Source organism: Pseudomonas syringae (assembly GCF_023278085.1).
In the GTDB taxonomy this organism is placed as follows: Bacteria; Pseudomonadota; Gammaproteobacteria; order Pseudomonadales; family Pseudomonadaceae; genus Aquipseudomonas; species Aquipseudomonas syringae_Q.
In genome coordinates this window covers 1-20,009 of the sequence record NZ_CP066265.1, presented here as the reverse complement: position 1 = coordinate 20,009, position 20,009 = coordinate 1, and the positions used below count along the sequence as shown (strand labels likewise).

Annotated in this window: 18 protein-coding genes; 9 read left to right on the top strand and 9 right to left on the bottom strand. The window is 60.4% G+C overall.

The window, feature by feature from the left end; genetic code table 11:
* Positions 1-66: 66 nt before the first annotated feature.
* Positions 67-1,488 (bottom strand): PLP-dependent aminotransferase family protein, encoded by a 1,422-nt coding sequence (locus I9H07_RS00090; protein ID WP_024675924.1) that lies wholly within the window; start codon positions 1,486-1,488, stop codon positions 67-69.
* 174 nt (positions 1,489-1,662) lie between these two features.
* Here I9H07_RS00090 and I9H07_RS00085 point away from each other — a divergent pair, with 174 nt between their 5' ends.
* A complete protein-coding gene (locus tag I9H07_RS00085; RefSeq protein ID WP_236423348.1) occupies positions 1,663-1,914 on the top strand; it encodes a DUF1127 domain-containing protein in 252 nt (83 codons plus the stop codon).
* Between the two features lie 4 nt (positions 1,915-1,918).
* Here I9H07_RS00085 and I9H07_RS00080 read toward each other — a convergent pair whose 3' ends face one another.
* Positions 1,919-3,232, bottom strand: a complete 1,314-nt coding sequence (locus I9H07_RS00080; RefSeq protein ID WP_236423350.1) for an NAD(P)/FAD-dependent oxidoreductase — start codon at positions 3,230-3,232, stop codon at positions 1,919-1,921.
* Between the two features lie 105 nt (positions 3,233-3,337).
* On the opposite strand from I9H07_RS00080, the gene I9H07_RS00075 reads away from it, so the two are divergent.
* Positions 3,338-3,691, top strand: coding sequence for a YkgJ family cysteine cluster protein (locus I9H07_RS00075; protein ID WP_024675921.1), 354 nt, complete (start codon positions 3,338-3,340; stop codon positions 3,689-3,691).
* 15 nt (positions 3,692-3,706) lie between these two features.
* On the opposite strand, the gene I9H07_RS00070 is transcribed toward I9H07_RS00075, so the two are convergent.
* Entirely contained in the window at positions 3,707-4,195 is a 489-nt protein-coding gene (locus I9H07_RS00070) for an Lrp/AsnC ligand binding domain-containing protein (RefSeq protein WP_004655323.1), read from the bottom strand.
* A gap of 157 nt (positions 4,196-4,352) precedes the next feature.
* Here I9H07_RS00070 and dadA point away from each other — a divergent pair, with 157 nt between their 5' ends.
* The 5 genes from dadA (at position 4,353) to I9H07_RS00045 (ending at position 8,153) form a co-directional block, all read left to right on the top strand.
* Positions 4,353-5,654, top strand: a complete 1,302-nt coding sequence (dadA, locus tag I9H07_RS00065; protein ID WP_058824766.1) for a D-amino acid dehydrogenase — start codon at positions 4,353-4,355, stop codon at positions 5,652-5,654.
* A complete protein-coding gene (locus tag I9H07_RS00060) occupies positions 5,626-5,979 on the top strand; it encodes a RidA family protein (RefSeq protein ID WP_024675919.1) in 354 nt (117 codons plus the stop codon). The genes dadA and I9H07_RS00060 overlap by 29 nt, the downstream gene beginning before the upstream one ends.
* Before the next feature lie 80 nt (positions 5,980-6,059).
* The gene (gene alr / locus I9H07_RS00055) at positions 6,060-7,133 is read left to right on the top strand and encodes an alanine racemase (protein ID WP_236423351.1); all 1,074 of its coding nucleotides are present in this window, start codon (positions 6,060-6,062) and stop codon (positions 7,131-7,133) included.
* Positions 7,134-7,258: 125 nt separating this feature from the next.
* Positions 7,259-7,807: a cupin domain-containing protein gene (locus I9H07_RS00050; RefSeq protein WP_007248320.1), complete on the top strand. Its 549-nt coding sequence runs from the start codon at positions 7,259-7,261 to the stop codon at positions 7,805-7,807.
* Positions 7,808-7,829: 22 nt separating this feature from the next.
* Positions 7,830-8,153 (top strand): c-type cytochrome, encoded by a 324-nt coding sequence (locus I9H07_RS00045; protein ID WP_236423353.1) that lies wholly within the window; start codon positions 7,830-7,832, stop codon positions 8,151-8,153.
* Between the two features lie 56 nt (positions 8,154-8,209).
* Here the strand turns inward: I9H07_RS00045 and I9H07_RS00040 are convergent.
* A protein-coding gene (locus I9H07_RS00040; protein WP_236425799.1) for an IS3 family transposase occupies positions 8,210-9,585 on the bottom strand; the annotation gives its coding sequence in 2 pieces (ribosomal slippage) (positions 8,210-9,114 and positions 9,114-9,585; 1,377 coding nt in all).
* Positions 9,586-9,937: 352 nt separating this feature from the next.
* Between I9H07_RS00040 and I9H07_RS00035 the strand changes: the two genes are divergently transcribed.
* On the top strand, positions 9,938-11,869 hold the full coding sequence (locus tag I9H07_RS00035) for an acetyl-CoA hydrolase/transferase C-terminal domain-containing protein (RefSeq protein WP_236425781.1): 1,932 nt from the start codon (positions 9,938-9,940) through the stop codon (positions 11,867-11,869).
* 321 nt (positions 11,870-12,190) lie between these two features.
* Here I9H07_RS00035 and I9H07_RS00030 read toward each other — a convergent pair whose 3' ends face one another.
* The 3 genes from I9H07_RS00030 to I9H07_RS00020 are packed head-to-tail and all read right to left on the bottom strand — an operon-like array spanning position 12,191 to position 15,161.
* Positions 12,191-13,003, bottom strand: a complete 813-nt coding sequence (locus tag I9H07_RS00030; RefSeq protein WP_236425158.1) for a sulfite exporter TauE/SafE family protein — start codon at positions 13,001-13,003, stop codon at positions 12,191-12,193.
* Positions 12,996-14,249: an NAD(P)/FAD-dependent oxidoreductase gene (locus I9H07_RS00025; protein ID WP_236425159.1), complete on the bottom strand. Its 1,254-nt coding sequence runs from the start codon at positions 14,247-14,249 to the stop codon at positions 12,996-12,998. Before I9H07_RS00025 ends, I9H07_RS00030 begins: the two co-directional genes overlap by 8 nt.
* A gap of 27 nt (positions 14,250-14,276) precedes the next feature.
* Entirely contained in the window at positions 14,277-15,161 is an 885-nt protein-coding gene (locus I9H07_RS00020; RefSeq protein WP_024675913.1) for an MBL fold metallo-hydrolase, read from the bottom strand.
* Between the two features lie 263 nt (positions 15,162-15,424).
* Between I9H07_RS00020 and I9H07_RS00015 the strand changes: the two genes are divergently transcribed.
* Positions 15,425-16,744, top strand: coding sequence for a sigma-54 interaction domain-containing protein (locus tag I9H07_RS00015; RefSeq protein ID WP_236425160.1), 1,320 nt, complete (start codon positions 15,425-15,427; stop codon positions 16,742-16,744).
* Between the two features lie 632 nt (positions 16,745-17,376).
* On the opposite strand, the gene I9H07_RS00010 is transcribed toward I9H07_RS00015, so the two are convergent.
* Positions 17,377-17,946 (bottom strand): xanthine phosphoribosyltransferase, encoded by a 570-nt coding sequence (locus I9H07_RS00010; RefSeq protein WP_024672577.1) that lies wholly within the window; start codon positions 17,944-17,946, stop codon positions 17,377-17,379.
* Between the two features lie 53 nt (positions 17,947-17,999).
* Positions 18,000-20,009, bottom strand: coding sequence for a DNA helicase Rep (gene rep / locus I9H07_RS00005; protein WP_024672576.1), 2,010 nt, complete (start codon positions 20,007-20,009; stop codon positions 18,000-18,002).

The following is a 20,009-nucleotide window of genomic DNA, read 5'->3' as shown; positions in this document are numbered from 1 at the left end:
TTTCCGCGTCTGGACATGGCTCGACTTGGCGATATGACCCGCAAAACCGGGAAAGATTTGCCAGGCTCAGTCAGTTTGCGCAATCAGTGACGAAATTGTCTCGCCCACGATCCGCACAGCACTCTCGATTTCCCGCGTCGGCTTGGACGCGTAGTTCATGCGCAGGCAGTTGCGGTACTTGCCCGACGCCGAAAAAATACTGCCCACTGCGACCTGCACACCCTTGTCCAGCAAGACGCGATTCAAGCGCTGGCTGTCGAAGTCTTCAGGCAGCTCCACCCACAGCAGGAAAGCACCTTGCGGGCGACTGGCACGCGTGCCTTCGGGAAAGTAGCGCATCACCCAGTCGATGATCTGATCGCGACTGCGCTGGTATTGCGCGCGCATACGCCTGACGTGTGGCTCGTAATGACCGCCCTCAAGAAAATCGGCAATCGCCAGTTGCGGCTGCGGCGCCGTCGAACCGGTGCCGATGTACTTCATGTGCAGCACCTGCTCCAGATAACGGCCCGGCGCGACCCAGCCAACGCGCAATCCGGGCGCGAGGGTCTTGGAAAACGAACTGCACAGCAGCACGCGGCCGTCTTCGTCGAAGGACTTGATGGTGCGCGGGCGAGGGTAGTTGTAGGCCAGATCGCCATACACATCGTCCTCGATGATTGCCACGTCAAAGCGTTGTGCCAGGCTCAACAACGCACGCTTGCGGGCCTCGGGCATCACGTAACCCAGCGGGTTATTGCAATTGGGCGTGAGCTGGATGACCTTGATCGGCCATTGCTCAAGGGCCAGTTCCAGCGCCTCCAGGCTGATGCCGGTCAAGGGGTCGGTCGGGATTTCCATGGCTTTCATGCCGACGCCCTTGAGAGTCTGCATGGCGCCAAAGAAGCTCGGCGAATCCACCGCCACGATGTCACCCGGCTGACAAAGGGCGCGAATACTGGCCGACAGCGCTTCGTGGCAGCCGGTCGTGATGATCAGGTCGTTGGCGGTCAGGTTGCAGCCTGAATCAAGCATCAGACGGGCGATCTGCTCGCGCAGTCTCGGCACACCGTAGATGTTGTCGTAATACAGGCCCGGCATGTCCTGATGGCGACTCAACTGGCCCAGGGCACGCATCAACGGCTTGAGGGTAGGGCTGGTGACGTCAGGCATACCGCGCCCCAGCTGGGTAACCGCATCGCGAGGCGCAACCCGAATCAGATCCAGCACCTGGTCCCATTGCGAGATATCCACAGGCCGCTGTACCGGGCGCCCGACAGCGGGCAGCGCGGGTGCCCGCTTGCTCACCGACACGAAATACCCGGACTTGGGTTTCGGCGAGGCGAGCCCGTTGTCTTCCAGCACTCGATAGGCTTGCTGCACGGTACTCAGGCTGACGCCATGTTCGACGCTCAAGGCGCGCACGGAAGGCAAGCGGTCGCCAGGACGATAAAAGCCGTTTTCGATGCGCGAGCCGAGCAGCTCGGCAAGATTGACATAGAGCGTCATGGCGTACTCTTGAATTTTATGAACGTCTGGACCATACAGATGAAGCCAAAATATAGCATTCAGTCAGGATTTCAAACTGTCTGTATGGAAAATATAAATAGTTTTTGAATCTGTAATGGTTTAGCTATCCGTTTCATCATGAACCCACACCCACCCAGGATGAGGGAACCGTAAATGAACGGGTTCAGCGATGTACGCCTAGCGCTTCACAGTCAGGAACTGAATGAATACCGGCCGAAGCACCTCACGACGGCCCGTGCCGAGAAGGCTGATCTGCTGACGGGCATGAGCCGCTGGGCGCTGTATCAACACCGCTGGGCATCGCGCCGCACCTTGCTGGAGATGACCGACGATCAACTGCGCGATATCGGTCTTGATTTCCAGCAGGCCAGAGCCGAGGCACTGAAGCCTTTCTGGAGAACGTGAGCGTTCAGCGCAGCTCTTTGAGTCGATGCCAGAGCATGCCCAGCGCCAGTAACGGAGAGCGCAAGTGCTTGCCGCCGGGGAAGGTCATGTGCGGCACGCTGGCGAACAACTCGAAGCCATCGCTATGCTGCCCGGCGATGGCTTCGGCCAGCAGACGACCCGCCAGGTGCGTGGCATTCAGGCCGTGCCCCGAGTAAGCCTGGGCGTAGAACACGTTCGGGTGCTGCTTGAGTTGGCCGATCTGCGGCAGGCGATTGGCACCGATACCGATCATACCGCCCCACTGATAATCGATCTTCACACTGGCCAGTTGCGGAAACACATCCAGCATCTTCGGTCGCATGTAGGCCGCAATATCGTTCGGGTCACGCCCGGAATAATGGCAGGCACCGCCGAACAGCAAGCGGCGGTCGGCGGACAATCGGTAATAATCCACCGTCACGCGCTGATCGCAGACCGCCATGTCCTGCGGCAGCAACTCGCAGGCCTGCGCCTCGCTCAGAGGCTCGGTCGCAATGATGTAACTGCCCGCAGGTAACACTTTGCCGCTGATTTCCGGGTTCAGGTCATTGAGATACGCATTGCAGCCCAGCACCAGGGTTGTCGCCGATACCGCACCTTGCGCCGTGTGCACTTTGACCTGCGGGCCATAGTCGATGCGGGTCACAGCGGAATGCTCGAACACCTGCACGCCCAGCGACTGCGCAACAGCCGCTTCGCCCAGCGCCAGATTCAACGGATGCAGATGCCCCGAACCCATGTCGATCAGCCCGCCGACATAGCGCGTGGAACCCACCACACTGTGCATCTGATCGGGTTGCAACAGTTTCAGCTCGTGGCGATAGCCCAGGCTGCGCAGCTCATCCGCATCTTCGGCGAGGCTGATCAGGTCACGCGGTTTGTTGGCCAGATCGCAATAACCCCATTTCAGGTCGCAATCGATGCCATGCCTGGCAATACGCTGGCGGACTATCTCGACCGCTTCAATGCCCAGCAGCTTGAGCTGACGCACACCTTCGCTGCCGATGACGTTGGCAAATTGCTCGACGCCATGCCCGACGCCGCGAATCAACTGACCGCCATTGCGCCCGCTGGCGCCCCAGCCGATCTTGCGGGCTTCCAGCAGGGCGACGCTGAAGCCTCGTTCAGCCAGATCGATGGCGGTGTTGAGCCCGGAAAATCCGCCGCCCACCACGCACACATCCACCTTCAAGTCGCCTTGCAGCGCAGGATGATCCGCTTGCGGATGGCTGCTGGCGGCGTAATAGGAAGCGGTGTGCGAGTCGTGACGGGCTGGCTGCTGAACGCGGGCGTTCATGGATTTGTCCTGTTGGCGGCGTCTGGGTGGTCTGGAGGATAAGCCGCTGTCATGCGCCTGCCAACTGAGGCAAACTCCCGGCATTGCGTCCAGGTGGTCAATTCAATGAGCTGCAACCGTCAAAAAGTCCTCGATTTACGACGTCAGATTCCCTCGTTCGAGTGCGTACCTGGCTGTCATGACTGCTGCGGCCCGGTCACGACGTCCTCCGAAGAAATGTCACGCCTGCCGCGCAAGACTGCCGCCGAGCAGGAAGCCGCGCTGGACGAACTCAACTGTGTGCACCTCGGCCCGCAGGGCTGCACGGTGTATGAAGAGCGTCCGCTGATCTGCCGTCTGTTTGGCACCACTGCAAGCCTGCCATGCCCCAACGGCCGTCGCCCGGTCGAACTGATCCATCCGCGGGTCGAGAAACAGATTCACCAGTACATGGCGTCGACCCGACAGGTACTGGTGTAACCCGGGCCTGCGACATCAGTCGGCAATCGGCAGGTTCAGGCTCTCTTTCACTTCTTCCATCACGATATAGCTCTTCGACTCGCGCACGTGAGGGAGCTTGAGCAGGATGTCGCCCAGCAGTTTGCGATAGGACGCCATCTCGGAAATCCGCGCCTTGACCAGATAATCAAAGTCGCCGGACACCAGATGGCACTCCAGTACATGCGGCAGCTTGAGCACGGCGCGGCGGAACTCTTCGAACGTATCGCCGGACTTGTAATCCAGGCTGATTTCCACGAATACCAGCAGGCTGGCCTTGAGGCTTTGCGGGTTCAGGCGGGCGTTGTAGCCCATGATGATCCCTTCGCGTTCCAGCCGGCGGACCCGTTCCGTACAGGGTGTGGTCGAGAGGCCGACCCGCTCGCCCAGCTCGGTGAACGAGATGCGCCCGTCCGCTTGCAGGATGCGCAGGATATTGCGGTCGATCTTGTCCAGCTCGCGGTTTGACTGGTGTTGAGTGCGCACGGGTACATTCCCCTCTGGCAAAGCGTTGTTGGCCGTGAATAAACGCTGAATATAAATGTTTATACAGTGAGAAGCACTGCCTATTGCTCAATATACTGCGCACATTCTTGCTTAAAACTTCGAAATATCAGCGGATATCCGCGATGAGGTTATCGACATGCGTGTTCTGGTCCTTGGCAGTGGTGTGATCGGTACGACCAGTGCTTACTATCTGGCGCGTGCCGGCTTCCAGGTGACTGTGGTTGACCGTCAGCCTGCAGCGGGCATGGAAACCAGCTTCGCCAACGCCGGTCAGGTCTCGCCGGGCTATGCCTCGCCCTGGGCTGCGCCGGGTGTGCCGCTGAAAGCCATCAAATGGCTGTTGCAGCGCCATTCCCCGCTGGCAATCAAAGCCACCGCGGATATCGATCAGTACCTGTGGATGGCGCAAATGCTGCGCAACTGCACGGCCAGCCGCTATGCCGTCAACAAAGAGCGCATGGTGCGTCTGTCCGAGTACAGCCGCGATTGCCTCGACGAACTGCGCATCGAGACCGGTATTGCCTACGAAGGTCGCCGCCTGGGCACCACCCAGCTGTTCCGCACCCAGGCGCAACTGGACAATGCCGCCAAGGACATTGCCGTGCTGGAGCAGTCGGGTGTTCCTTATGAATTGCTCGATCGCGCAGGCATCGCCCGGGTCGAGCCCGCGCTGGCGGGTGTCACCGGTATCCTCAGCGGCGCACTGCGCCTGCCCAACGACCAGACCGGCGATTGCCAGTTGTTCACGACCCGGCTGGCCGAGATGGCGATAGCGCTGGGCGTCGAGTTCCGTTACGGACAGAACATCGAGCGCCTCGACCACGCCGGCGACCGCATCAACGGCGTATGGATCGATGGCCAGCTGGAAACAGCCGACCGCTATGTGCTGGCGCTCGGCAGTTATTCGCCACAGCTGCTCAAGCCACTGGGCATCAAAGCCCCGGTGTACCCGCTCAAGGGCTACTCGCTGACCGTGCCGATCACCCGCCCTGACATGGCGCCGACGTCGACCATTCTCGATGAAACCTACAAGGTGGCCATCACCCGCTTCGACAACCGCATCCGGGTCGGCGGCATGGCAGAAATCGCCGGCTTTGATCTGTCGCTCAATCCACGTCGACGCGAAACACTGGAGATGATCGTCGGTGACCTCTATCCTCAGGGCGGCGACCTGACCCAGGCCAGTTTCTGGACCGGGTTGCGTCCGACAACGCCCGACGGCACGCCGATCGTAGGTGCCACAGCGTTCCGTAACCTGTTCCTCAATACCGGTCACGGCACGCTGGGCTGGACGATGGCGTGCGGTTCCGGCCGCCTGCTGGCCGATCTGATTGCCTGCAAGACGCCTCGAATCAGTGCCGAAGGTCTCGATATCTCTCGCTATGGCAACACCCAGGAGAATGCAAAGCATGTCAATCCAGCGCCAGCTCACCAATGAGCGCATGAGTCAGGTGGTTGTCCACAATGGCACCGTGTATCTGTCGGGCCAGGTGGGCGATGACCTGACTGCGGGTGTCGAGCAGCAGACCAAAGAAGTCCTGAACAGCATCGAGCGCTTGCTCGATCTGGCCGGCACCGACAAGACACGCATTCTGTCGGTGACCATTTACCTGAAAGACATCGATGCTCACTTCGCTGGCATGAACAGCGTATGGGACAAGTGGCTGCCCAAAGGCTTCGCCCCTGCGCGTGCGACGGTCGAAGCCAGGTTGTGCGAGCCGGAAATCCTCGTCGAACTGTCGGTGGTTGCTGCGCTGCCATAACGTTGCACACCTGCCCGGCGAGCGGTATACCGCGTCGGGCACTTTCCTCTGCTCACTTTCTTCAGGCGATCAACGTCACCATGCGTCCAGCCCGCGCCCTTATCGATCTCCAGGCACTGCGCCACAACTATCAACTGGCCCGTGAAAGCAGCGGTGGCAAAGCCCTCGCGGTGATCAAGGCCGACGCCTACGGTCACGGCGCAGTGCGTGTGGCCCAGACACTGGAGGCGCAGGCCGACGGTTTTGCAGTGGCCTGCATCGAAGAAGCGCTCGAACTGCGGGCGGCGGGTATCCGCGCGCCGATTCTGCTGCTGGAAGGGTTTTTCGAGGCCGACGAGCTGGCCCTGATTGTCGAGCATGACTTCTGGACAGTCGTGCATTCGCCCTGGCAACTGGACGCCATCGAACGGGCACACCCAGGCAAGCCGCTGACGGTCTGGCTCAAGCTCGACACCGGCATGCACCGCGTCGGCCTGCATCCGTCCGAGTATCGCGCGGCGTATCAACGCCTGCTGACAACCGGTAAGGTGGCGAAGATCGTATTGATGACCCACTTCGCCTGCGCGGACGAGCTGAACAGCCCGTCGAGCGCAGCACAGTGCGCCGTTTTCGAAACCACCTGCCAGGGGCTGGCGGCGGAGACCAGCCTGAAGAATTCTCCGGCGGTGATGGGCTGGCCGAAAATCCCCAGTGACTGGTCGCGCACCGGCATCATGCTGTACGGAGCGACACCGTTCGATCAGGCGCAGCCCCTTGCCGACCGCCTGCAACCGGTCATGACCCTGGAATCGAAGATCATCAGCGTCCGCGAGCTGCCAGCCGGTGCAGCCGTCGGCTACGGCGCAACGTTCGTCACCGACAAGCCATCGCGTATCGGCGCGGTTGCGATGGGTTATGCCGACGGTTATCCGCGCCATGCCCCGAGCGGGACGCCGGTGCAGATCGACGGCCAACGCTCAACACTGGTTGGCCGGGTATCCATGGACATGCTCTGCGTAGACCTGACCCACCTGCCGCAGGCTGGTATCGGCAGTCGGGTCGAGCTGTGGGGCAAAGCAGTGCCGGCCAGCGAAGTCGCTGCGCAGGCAGGCACGATTCCTTACCAGATATTCTGCAACCTGCGGCGAGTCCCGCGGATCTATTCCGAACACTGATTGCTGATCATTCTTGCGGCTCCCTGGCTGCGTCGGTGCCTGTCGAACTGTTGTAAATATTGAACGCTGTTGCCATGATGGCGTTCATACCGACTTGACCTGACAAAGACTGAGGGAATACCGCATTGGACGTGGGTGAACGGCTGCAATCGATCCGCAAGCTCAAGGGCCTGTCCCAGCGTGAACTCGCCAAACGGGCAGGCGTGACCAACAGCACCATCTCCATGATCGAGAAAAACAGCGTCAGCCCTTCGATCAGCTCCCTGCGCAAGGTACTGAGCGGCATCCCCATGTCCATGGTCGAATTCTTCTCGGAAGAGACCGTTCCGGAGAATTCGGCTCAAGTGGTCTACAAGGCCAGTGAGTTGATCGATATCTCGGACGGTGCCGTAACCATGAAGCTGGTCGGCAAGTCGCATCAGGGCCGCGCCATCGCCTTCCTCACGGAAACCTATCCGCCGGGTGCCGATACCGGCGAAGAAATGCTGGTTCACGAGGGCGAAGAAACCGGCATCCTCGTGGAAGGGCGGCTTGAGCTGGTGGTCGGACTCGATACCTACGTGCTCGAAGCGGGCGACAGCTATTATTTCGAAAGCACCCGGCCGCATCGCTTTCGCAACCCGTTCGACGTCCCGGCGCGCTTGATCAGCGCCGCGACGCCTGCCAATTTCTGAGCGCCTTCGCGATGAGTGCAGCGTGAGACTGACCCGCAAGATTCTGAGCATCGCAGTCGTTCTGACGTTGTGGGCCTTCAACGTGCAAGCCGCCGATACCGCCCGAGACCCTGACGGCATCATCGCCGCCCATTGCGTCGCCTGTCACAGCGTAGGCCTGCTCAACGCGCCGAAGATCGGCGATACCCAAGCCTGGGAAGCACGCGCGCAAAAAACCGGCGGCCTCGATGGTCTGCTGGCCAGCACTATAAAAGGCATCGGCATCATGCCGCCGAAAGGCACCTGCGGCGATTGCACCAACGACGAACTGAAGAGCGCCATTCAGAGCATGTCCGGGCTGAAGTAAGCGTAGATTCTCGTTCCCACGCTCTGGTATGACCCCCGAAGGTTGGACGATTATCTCTACGCTGCCTGAGCGGCCTGCATTCTGTATTCCACAGGGCTCAGGCCGTTAAGTTTCAGTTTGATGCGTGAGTGATTGTAATACTCAATGTACTCGTCGATGCCGGCATGAAGCTCATCCAGATCGTTAAATTTGTTCAGATAGAAAAACTCGGACTTCAGCGTGCCAAAAAAACTTTCCATAGCCGCGTTGTCGTAGCAGTTGCCCTTGCGCGACATGCTGCATGTGATCGAATGCTCATTGAGTAATCGTTGGTAAACAGGCATCCGATATTGCCAGCCCTGGTCTGAGTGCAAAATAGGCTTTTCATGCGGCTCAAGCTTCTTGAACGCTCCTTCAAGCATTTCGTCGACCATGGAGTACAGCGGGCGCCTGGCGATTGCATAGGAAATGATTTCGCCGTTGTACAGATCCATGATGGGCGACAGATAGAGCTTCTGGCCTCCCACTTTGAACTCGGTCACGTCCGTGGCCCATTTTTCATTAAGGTGTTGGGCCTTGAAATCACGCTTGAGAATGTTGGGCGCAGCCTTGCCTACTTCGCCCTTGTAAGAACGGTATTTCTTCACACGCACCAGGCTCTTCAGGCCTAGCTGCCCCATCAGTTTCTGCACCGTCTTGTGGTTCACAAGATGGCCTGCGCGCCGCAACGCTGCCGTGATACGACGATAGCCATACCGGCCTTTATGCTCGTAGAAAGCTGTCTGAATCAGGTCTTTGAGCCCGGCGTACTTATCGCCCGCTTGCAGTACCTTTTGTTGATAGTAAAAAGTGCTGCGCGCCAGACCGGCAAGCTTCAGCAGGCCATCCAGAGAATGCCCCAGTCTCAGTTCGGTTACGATTTGCGCTTTTTCTGTTGCGCTATTCGTTGCTTCTTCTGAGCCAAGGCATCGAGCTTTTTTAGATAGTCGACCTCCATCCGCAGTTGCTTCACCTCGGCAAGCAACTCGTCACGCGAGCGCGATTCATCGTCGATTGAGGGGGCGTTCACAGGGGGAAGTGCAGTCGTCATCTTTCTTGGGCGTCCGGCTTTTGTGGGTGGCTTGGAGGAGGCATCAAAGGCTCCCTCTTCATAATAGCGCTGCCATAGACCGATGATGCCGAACTGACGGATATCGAACAAGGCCGCTGTCTGGCGCAGAGATAAACGCTCATCATGCATGCGCTTCAAAACAGTCAGCTTGAACTCGTCACTGTAGCGCTGGCGTTTTTTCTCTTGCAGGCCCGCTACGCCATGAATCTGATAGGCCGCAACCCACTGCCTAAGACAGGAAAAATCCACATCGTGGCGATGTGCAACATCCCTCAAACCGGCCTTGCCGGCACAATATTCCTGCACGGCCGCGAGTTTTGCCTGTTCTGTATATCTACCCATGATGCCTCCAAAGGTTGTATCCAACCTTCGGGGGTCATACCACTCCGCGTGGTAATGCATTTCGTGACGCTCTGCGTCACATTGCAGCCATGACGCATCACTCAACCCGGCCCGATATACAGGCAGCGCCAAAGCCTGAGACTTCTTTGCGCTTGATACCGCGCCAGGCTGCAGATGTGTGACGCGGAACGTCACCCAATGCATACCAACGCGGAGCATTGGCACGAGAGTCAGCTGGACGTGTATATAACGCTGGAACGAGAGGGAGATGATGCTCTGCGTGTCGAGCATGCAGCACTTTTGCTTCGTCACCGGTCCAACCTGCACCCAATAATAATTCAGGAGAGCTTGGATGCCGTATTCCTGTTCCATCCAGCAAGCCGTCGACCACGTTCTGGCGCAGTTACCCGAGCATATCCACCTCGGCATGCCGCTGGGCCTCGGCAAGCCCAATCGGTTCGTCAACGCGCTGTACCAACGCATCAGCCAGTTGCCCGAACGACGCCTGACGATCTACACCGCTTTGACGCTCGGCCGCCCCATGCCTGGTGAAGGTTTGCAGGCGCGGTTTCTGGAACCGTTCCTGGAACGGACCTTCGGTGACTACCCGGAACTTGACTACCTCGCCGCGCTACGTCGCGACAAACTGCCTCCCAACATTCACGTCCAGCAGTTCTTCTTGCAGCCGGGCAGCCTGCTCGACAGCGCGCCCGCCCAACAGGACTACGTCAGCAGCAACTACAGCCATGCCGCGCGCGACATCAACGCCAACGGTCTGAACCTGGTCGCGCAACTGGTGGCGCGTGATGATCAACGACCGGGCAAGCTGAGCCTGAGCTGCAATCCGGACGTGACCCTCGACCTGTTGCCGATGATCGCCAAACGACGGGCCGCCGGGGAAATCATCCTGATGCTCGGCCAGGTCCACGTCGACCTGCCGTACATGCCGGGTGACTCGGAGCTCGACGTCGAGGCCTTCGACCTGCTGCTGGACGAAGACGAGCGCAGCACGCTGTTTTCCACGCCCAACATGCCAGTGGGATATCAGGATCACCTGATCGGCTTGCATACCAGCACGCTGGTGCGCGACGGCGGGACGTTGCAGATCGGTATTGGCTCGATGGGCGATGCGCTGACCGGTGCCTTGCTGGCGCGGCAGGCCGACAACGAAACCTGGCGCAGCCTGCTGGCCGACCTGAACATGAGCAACTGGCAGATTCTGATCGACCGCGAAGGCGGTACACAGCCGTTTGCCAGCGGGCTTTACGGGTGTAGCGAAATGTTCGTCAACGGCCTGCTGGTGCTGGCCGATGCCGGGATCGTGCGGCGCAAAGTGTATGCCGATGCAGAGCTGCAACGACTGGCCAATATGGGCACCCTGGACGAAGACGCACATCCGGACGGCGTGGTCGTGCATGGCGGGTTTTTCCTTGGACCGTCGAGTTTCTACGAGCGCCTGCGCGAGCTGCCGGCCGAGCGACTGGCGCAGTTCAACATGACCGCCATCAGCTACATCAACGAGCTGTACGGCCAGGAAGACCTCAAGCGCCTGCAACGCCGCGATGCACGCTTCATCAACAGTGCATTCACCGTCACCCTGATGGGCGCGGCAGTGGCCGATCAACTGGAAGACGGCAGAGTGCTCAGCGGTGTTGGCGGCCAATACAACTTTGTCGCTCAGGCCCATGCCCTGGAAGGCGCGCGTTCGATTCTGATGCTGCGCAGCTGGCGTGAATCGGGTGGTGAAGTGAGTTCCAACATCGTCTGGCAGTACGGCCATACGACGATCCCCCGGCACCTGCGCGATATCGTCGTCACCGAGTACGGCATCGCCGATCTGCGTGGCCAGACCGACGCGACGGTAATCGAGCGTATTCTGAACATCAGCGATTCACGCTTTCAGCCCGGCCTGATCGAGCAGGCGCAGAAGGCGGGCAAGCTGCCCAAGGATTTCCAGCTCGACCCGCGCTTCACGCAGAACACGCCGGAGCGCCTGCGGGACGTCGCAACGCATTACCCGTCACTGTTTACCGAATACCCCCTGGGCTGCGACTTCACGCCCGAAGAACGCGACCTGCTGCGCGCGCTGAACTGGCTGAAAAGCAAACTCAAGCTGAGCGAGATTCTCGATCTGGGCAAAGCCACCCTCGACGCCCCCGATCCGGAAGCCTTCCAGCAGCATCTGCAGCGCATGCAACTGGACAATCCGCAGGGCCTGCGCGAGGAGTTGTATCAACGCTTGCTGCTGGCCGGATTGCAGAACACGACCGGACTGACGGGGTGAGTCCTGCCTGACTCCAATGCAAGCGAGCCGGGCGACGTTGCGCTTGCTCGCGAAGGCGGATTAACGGATATCAGCAGGTTTTTAGCGGCGGCACCGGCCTCTTCGCGAACAAGTTCGCTCCTACGGTTCGGGGATTTTCGCGACGATCCGGGACTTTGTGCGAGCTTGCTCGCGAAGGCAATGGTTCAAGCGCCTCATTTTCGGGGGCTGCACCGCCCTCTTCGCGAACAAGTTCGCTCCTACGGTTCGGGGATTCTTACGACGATCCGGGGCTTTGTGTGGGAGCAGGACGCGGAGCATTGGCAAGAGGGTCGTCGCCAGCTACACCACTGAAAACACCAACATAACCGCAGCGCCGATCCCGCATGCAGCAAACAGCTGCTGCAGACGAGGACCGGCCAGGTAGCGGGCGATCTGCCGGCCACCGATCAGGCCGAGTACCGCGCCGCACGCAAACGGAGCGCCCACCGCCCAGTGCATCACGCCAGTCAGCGACGCGGTGATCACGCTGCCGGTCGAGACCAGCGCGATCACCGCCAGTGACGTCGCCACAACGCTTTTCATGTCCAGATCGCTGTAGCGGGTCAATGCCGGAATGATCACGAAGCCGCCGCCGACGCCGAGCAGGCCGGAGAGCAAGCCGGAGCCCATGCCGGTCAGCGTCAGAGCGCGCAGACACGGCATGGTCCAGCGCAGCCGTCCTTGCAGCGGGTTGAGCACGCAAGGCAATGTTTCCGACCGCGCAGCCGGTTGGCCGTCGCGCAGTTCGCGACTGGCCCTCATGAACATGCGCCCGCAGGCATACAGCAACACGCCGGAAAAAATCAGCGCCAGTGGCGCATTGGGCAAGCGATGGGCGAGCCATAGACCGAGCGGCGCCACAAGCACGCCGATACCGGCGATGTAACCCGCAGCCCGATAGCGGACGATGCCCTGACGCAGGCCCAACACCGCACCGACCCCGGCTGCCAGCCCCACTGCCAGCAGGCCGACAGGTGCGGCTTCGACAATCGTCAAACCCAGCCCGAACACCAGCAACGGTACCGCGAGGATGCCGCCGCCTGCCCCGGTCAAGGCCAGTACCACGCCAATGATTGCGCCCAGACCTGCGCCCAACAGTTGATGCTCAACCATGTGGGGCATCAGCCTTTTTCGGTCTGGCCAGCCACTCGCGCCCCTTGAGCATGCCGTGCCAGTAAATCGCAGGCAACGCGCGCGCCTTCAACCACCACGCCAGCCGGGTGGGCTTGCGTCCATCCAGCAACCAGCTCGGGAAACTCGGTGCAACCTTGCCGCCGTATGTGAACTCGGCGAGTACGATCCTGCCTTTCTCGACGGTCAGCGGGCAGGAGCCATAGCCGTCATATTCAGCCGCTTCACTCAGGCGACCCAACGCGACCAGCACATTGTTAGCCACCACCGGCGCCTGCTTGCGTGCTGCCGCCGCGGTCTTGGCGTTACTGGTGTTGGTGGCATCGCCCAGCCCGTGAACATTGGCGAACTGCCGATGCCGCAGCGTGGCAGGGTCCACGTCTACCCAGCCAGCCGCGTCGGCGAGCGGGCTGCTGCGAATGAAATCGGGCGCAATCTGCGGTGGCACCACATGCAGCATGTCAAAGCTTTGTTCGACAGTATCGCTGCTGCCGTCAGGCTGGCTCCGAATGAAGGTGGCGCGTTTACCCGGCCCGTCGACTGCCACCAGCCGATGACTGAACTTGAGGTCGATGGCGTAGCGATCCACGTAGCTCATCAGCGCAGGTACATAGTCCGCGACGCCAAACAGCACGCCACCCGCGTTGTAGAACTGCGTATTGATCTGCGCAAGCCGACCGGCTTTCAGCCAATGATCGCAGGACAGGTACATGGCCTTCTGCGGCGCGCCTGCGCACTTGATCGGCATGGGCGGCTGGGTGAACAGCGCGCGGCCCTGTTTCAGGTTCTGCACCAGCTGCCAGGTGTACGGCGCCAGGTCAAAGCGGTAATTGGACGTCACGCCATTGGCGCCGAGGGTCTCGACCAGGCCGTCGATGGCAGCCCAGTCCAGCTTCAGACCGGGGCAGACCACCAGTTGCTGATAGCCAATGGTGCGTCCGTCTTCCAGCGTCAGTGCATTGTCCTGAGGCTCGAACGTCGCCACCGCAGCTTTGATCCACTGCACGCCTTCGGGGATCAGCGAGACCATACTGCGCGCCGTCGATTGCGCTTCAAAGATGCCCGCGCCGACCATCGTCCAACCTGGCTGGTAGTAATGGGTGTCGGCAGGATCGATGAGCGTGATCTGCAGCGAAGCATCGCGGGCGAGCAGGCTTGCAGCGGTAGAGATGCCGGCAGCACCCGCACCGACAATCAGGATCTGGCAGGTAATACTCGAGTCATTCATCGCGGAATTTCCAATAGCGGGCAGGGTTCAGAGCGCATTGAGCGGAATCTTCAGATAGACGACGCCGTTGTCTTCCGGCTCCGGAAAGTGCCCGCAACGCATGTTGACCTGCACCGACGGCAGCATCAGCACCGGCATCTCCAGCGTCATGTCGCGGGCTTCGCGCATGGCGACGAAGGCGTCTTCATCGACACCGTCATGCACATGAATATTACTGGCGCGCTGCTCGGCGACGGTGGTCATGTATTTCAGCGCCCGGCCGTTGGGCAGGTAGTCGTGACACATGAACAGGGTGGTCTGCGGCGGCAAGGCCAGCAGTTTGCGGATCGAGCGATACAGCGTGCGTGCATCGGCCCCTGGAAAGTCGCAGCGGGCGGTGCCGTAATCAGGCATGAACAACGTATCGCCGACGAACGCGACGGTCTTTTCGCCAACCTGCACCAGATAACTCATGCAGGCCGGGGTATGCCCGGGCGTGTGCATGGCTTTCACCTGCAGCGTGCCGATGGCGAATGACGCGTCATCGTTCAGCAGCACGTCGAACTGGCTGCCGTTGCGCGCAAAATCGGACTGCGCATTGAACAGCGCGCCGAAGGTTTCCTGCACGACCGTGATGTGGCTGCCGATCACCGTCTGCCCACCCAGCTTTTGCTTCAGGTAAGGCGCCGCCGACAGGTGATCCGCGTGTACATGGGTTTCGAAAATCCACTGCACAGAGGCCTGCAAGGCACGCACCCGGCCGATCATGCGGTCGGCAGACTCGGTCCGTGTGCGACCGGATTTGGGGTCGTAATCGAGCACGCTGTCGATCAGCGCGCATTGCTTGCTCTCCAGGTCCATCACCAGATAACTGATGGTCCCGGTATCGCCGTCGAATAACGCTTCGACGTAAAGCTGTTCACCAATGATCATGTGCAATTCCCATGGCTGTACTCGCCCGGAGGCCGCGTCGGCAGGCGGGACGGTTGGCAGTCGTTGCCTTGCAGTCTCAATAAGCATGCCAACCGGTCTGAAACGCTTACCACTTAGTAACTGCAAGGGTGAGGTCCGTTCGCTGGTTTATCCCGCCGCCAGTCAGATCAGCGTAACTGCCATTTATTGGCAGCCAGCTGGCAGTCAATGGCATAAACTGGCAGCCCGTCGGGTCAGCGCGTATCCCGTTTTCAGGAGCAATCATGTCAGTCATCGCCACCGATTTTCCCGGCAGCCGCATGCAGTCGCTGGTGTCGTACCTGGAACATGACCTGCGCCCGACCATCGTGCTGGACACCGACTACAACATCATCGCCGCCAACACCGCCTACCAGCGACAGTTTGGCGTCGAGGGCACGCCCCATGTTGGCGAGAAGTGTTATCGAGTGTCACATCAGTTCGCGGTGCCCTGCGATCAGGCCGGTGAGCACTGCCCGATGCGCAAGGCTCATGAGACCCGGCTGCCGGAACGTCTGCTGCATATTCACCACACGCCACGCGGCCCTGAGCATGTCGATGTAGAGCTGCGGCCGATTCTCGACGATCAGGGCAACGTGATCGCCTACGTCGAGCGGCTGAGTTCAGTGGCGGTGGCGTCGGTGCAGCCTCAGCAACGCGGGCTGGTGGGGCGTTCGGCGGCGTTCAAGGAAGTGCTGAGCGCCCTGCAACGCGCTGCGCCGGCGCAGATTCCGGTGTTGTTGCAGGGTGAGTCCGGCACCGGCAAAGAACTGTTTGCGCGTGCGCTGCATGCCAGCAGCTCAAGGTCGGCCGGGCCGCTGGTGGTGGTCGACTGCACGGGGCTGACTGAAAGCCTGCTGGAAAGCGAGCTGTTCGGCTACGAAAAGGGCGCATTCACCGGCGCCTTGCAGCGCAAGACCGGCCTGGCTGAAGCCGCGCATGGCGGTACGTTGTTTCTCGATGAGATCGGCGAAGTGCCGCTGGCCATGCAGGTCAAGCTGCTGAGGCTGATCGAGTCGGGCAGCTTTCGTCCGGTGGGCAGCCTGAGAAGCGTGCATTCCGATTTTCGGCTGGTGGCGGCCACTCACAAGCCGCTCAAGGAAATGGTCGCCGAGGGCAGCTTTCGCCAGGATTTGTTCTACCGCATCAGCGCCTTCCCGATTCGTCTGCCAGCCCTGCGCGAACGCAGCGAAGACCTGCCGCTGCTGATTGACAGCCTGCTGCAACGGATCGCGCCCGGTGCCGCGCCGCGTGTCGATCCCGACGCGATGAAGCTGCTGAGTTTCTACAGCTACCCCGGCAACATCCGCGAACTGCGCAACATCCTCGAACGCGCCCGGCTGTTTACCGATGACGGCGTGATTCGCGTGCAGGATTTGCCCGCTGAAGTACGCGGGCATGACGAGGCGGGCGGCGTGTCTTATCGCCGCCCGGACGACAGCCTGGAGAAGCTCGCTCACGCCCTGCGCGTATTCAAAGGCTCGCGCAGTGAACTGGCCGAAGAGCTGGGGCTGAGCGAGCGCACCCTTTACCGGCGCTTGCGTGCGCTGGGTATTCCACGCTAAAGCACACTGCGCGGCGTAGAGTCTGTGACGCAGAGCGTCACGAACGGCATTCCCACGCTGGAGCGTGAGGAACGAGAGGTGTGTCCGGAAAAACGCTATCGTGCCCATGCTCTGCGCTCAGCGCTATACACAAGTCTCGATGAGCCCGAAAAATGGGGCTGACACCCCGATAATTCTCGTTCCCACGCTCCGCGTGGTAATGCATTTCGTGACGCTCCGCGTCACACGGCAGCTCTGAGGCATCAGTGATGTATGCTTCTGGCCCAAGTCACCTTTGCGCCCTTACGGCGCCCTACTTTGAGGGACCAAAGCAGGCAAAGTCCTCGCTCCTGTTTCCGGCCCGACTTCGTCGGGTTCCTTCGCCCTGGCACTGATCCGGGGGTCGCCGCAACCGGCCATCCATGGCCCGGTGCGGCTAGCCTGGCGTCCTGCCAGGCTACCCCCGGATCAGCGCCAGGACTCAGCCGTCACTAACGTCGCACTCTGCGTCGCCAGTGCCATCGCGATAAAAAAGCGCTTCTATGTGCAGTCGCCACGGGCGAGGCATGGCGCAATGCACGAGAGTCGGTTGGACTTGTGTATAACGATGAGCGCTTCGCGTGGGCATGCATTTCCGGACGCTCTCGAGTGCATTACCTGAACGTCACCACGCCACCGGCCAGCGACTCGACCCGCGCCAGCGATTCAACGTGATAGCCCTGGGCATCCAGTTCGGCACGGCCGCCCTGGAAGGACTTTTCGATCACGATCCCCAGCCCGGCAACGGTGGCGCCAGCCTGCTTGATGATTGAGATCAGCGCCTGCGCGGCTTTGCCATTGGCCAGGAAGTCATCAATGATCAGCACCTTGTCGTTGCTGTTCAGATGGCGTGGCGAAATGGCTACGGTGCTTTCCACCTGCTTGGTGAACGAGTACACACTGGCCGACAGCAGGTTCTCGGTCAGGGTCAGTGACTGGTGCTTGCGGGCGAAGATCACCGGTACGCCCATGTTCAGGCCTGCCATCACTGCCGGTGCAATACCGGATGCTTCGATGGTCACGATCTTGGTGACGCCTGCATCGGCAAACCGTCGGGCGAATTCATCGCCGATTTGCTTCATCAACGCCGGATCGATCTGGTGATTGAGAAACGCATCGACCTTCAACACCTGATCAGACAGGACGATGCCTTCTTCGCGAATCTTCTTGTGCAGTGCTTCCACTTCAATTCCTTGGCTGCGCCATTGCGCAATAAATGATCAATTTCGTGTGTCGGCTAGCGTTTCAGCATGGCACGAATGTCGGCCAGCGCGGTGTTGCCGCGCACCGCTTTGACTTCTGTCGGCGTGTCGTCGTTACCTTCCCAGGCCAGATCGTCCGGGGGGAGTTCATCCAGAAAACGGCTGGGCGCACAGTCGATGATTTCCCCGTACTGCTTGCGCTTGGCCGCGAAGGTAAACGCCAGGGTCTGCCGCGCGCGGGTGATGCCCACGTAGGCCAGACGGCGTTCTTCTTCGATGGTGTCGGCTTCGATGCTGGAGCGGTGCGGGAGGATCTCTTCTTCCATCCCCATGATGAACACGTAAGGAAACTCCAGACCCTTGGACGCGTGCAGGGTCATCATCTGGACGCCTTCGGCACCGTCTTCCTCTTCCTGCTGACGTTCGAGCATGTCACGCAAGACCAGCTTGCCGATGGCTTCCTCGATGGTCATGCCGCCTTCTTCGTCTTTTTCCAGCGTGTTTTTCAGCGCTTCGATGAGGAACCAGACGTTGCTCATCCGGTAGTCGGCGGCCTTTTCACTGGAGCTGTTCTGGCGCAGCCAGTTCTCGTAATCAATGTCCATGACCATGCTGCGTAGCGCGGCGATGGGGTCGTTCTGCGCGCATTGCTGGCGCACGCCATCCATCCAGCGCTTGAAGCGCTGCAAGCGGTCGGTGTAGCGGCTGTCCAGATGCTCGCCAAGGCCGATCTCGTCGGTGGCGGCGTACATCGACACCTTGCGCTCGGTGGCGTAATTGCCGAGTTTTTCCAGCGTGGTCGAGCCGATTTCCCGGCGCGGAACGTTGATCACGCGCAGGAAGGCGTTGTCGTCATCCGGGTTTACCAGCAGCCGGAAATAGGCCATCAGGTCTTTCACTTCCTGGCGGCCGAAGAAGCTGTTGCCGCCCGACAGGCGATACGGCACCTGATGGTGCTGCAATTTCAGTTCGATCAGCTTGGCCTGGTAGTTACCGCGATAGAGGATGGCGAAATCACTGTAAGGCCGGTCGGTGCGCAGGTGCAGGGTGAGGATTTCCATCGCCACGCGCTCGGCTTCGGCGTCCTCGTTACGGCAGCGAATTACCCGGATCTCGTCGCCATGGCCCATGTCGGACCACAGTTGCTTTTCGAAAGCGTGCGGGTTGTTCGAGATCAGCACGTTGGCGCAGCGCAGGATGCGGCTGGTCGAGCGGTAGTTCTGCTCCAGCATGACCACTTTCAGCGACGGGTAATCGTCCTTGAGCAGCATCAGGTTTTCCGGCCGCGCACCGCGCCAGGCGTAGATCGACTGGTCATCGTCGCCCACCACGGTGAACTGGTTGCGCGAGCCGATCAGCAGTTTCACCAGCAGGTACTGGCTGGCGTTGGTGTCCTGATACTCGTCTACCAGCAGGTAACGCACCTTGTTCTGCCACTTTTCCAGGATGTCGGCGTGTTCCTGGAACAGCTTGACCGGCATCAGGATCAGGTCATCGAAGTCCACCGCGTTGTACGCCTTGAGCGTGCGCTGATAGTGGGTGTAGACGATGGCGGCGGTCTGTTCCTTGGGGTTGCGGGCGTTTTCCAGTGCCTCTGGGGGCAGGATCAGGTCGTTTTTCCACGAGCCAATCATGTTCTTGATTTCGTCGACGCCATCGTCGCCCGAATACTCTTTCTGCATGATGTCGGTCATCAGGGCCTTGACGTCGGTCTCGTCAAAGATCGAAAACCCCGGTTTGTAACCCAGCCGCGTGTGCTCCTTGCGGATGATATTCAGGCCCAGGTTGTGAAACGTCGATACCGTCAGACCACGTCCTTCGCCGCCTTTGAGCAAGGTGCCGACCCGCTCTTTCATCTCGCGCGCCGCCTTGTTGGTAAAGGTCATGGCGACGATGTACTGGGCGCGGATGCCACAGTTCTGGATCAGGTGCGCAATCTTGCGGGTGATCACGCTGGTCTTGCCGGAACCGGCACCGGCGAGCACCAAAAGAGGGCCGCCGACGTAGTTCACGGCTTCCTGTTGCCGGGGATTGAGTCGGGACAT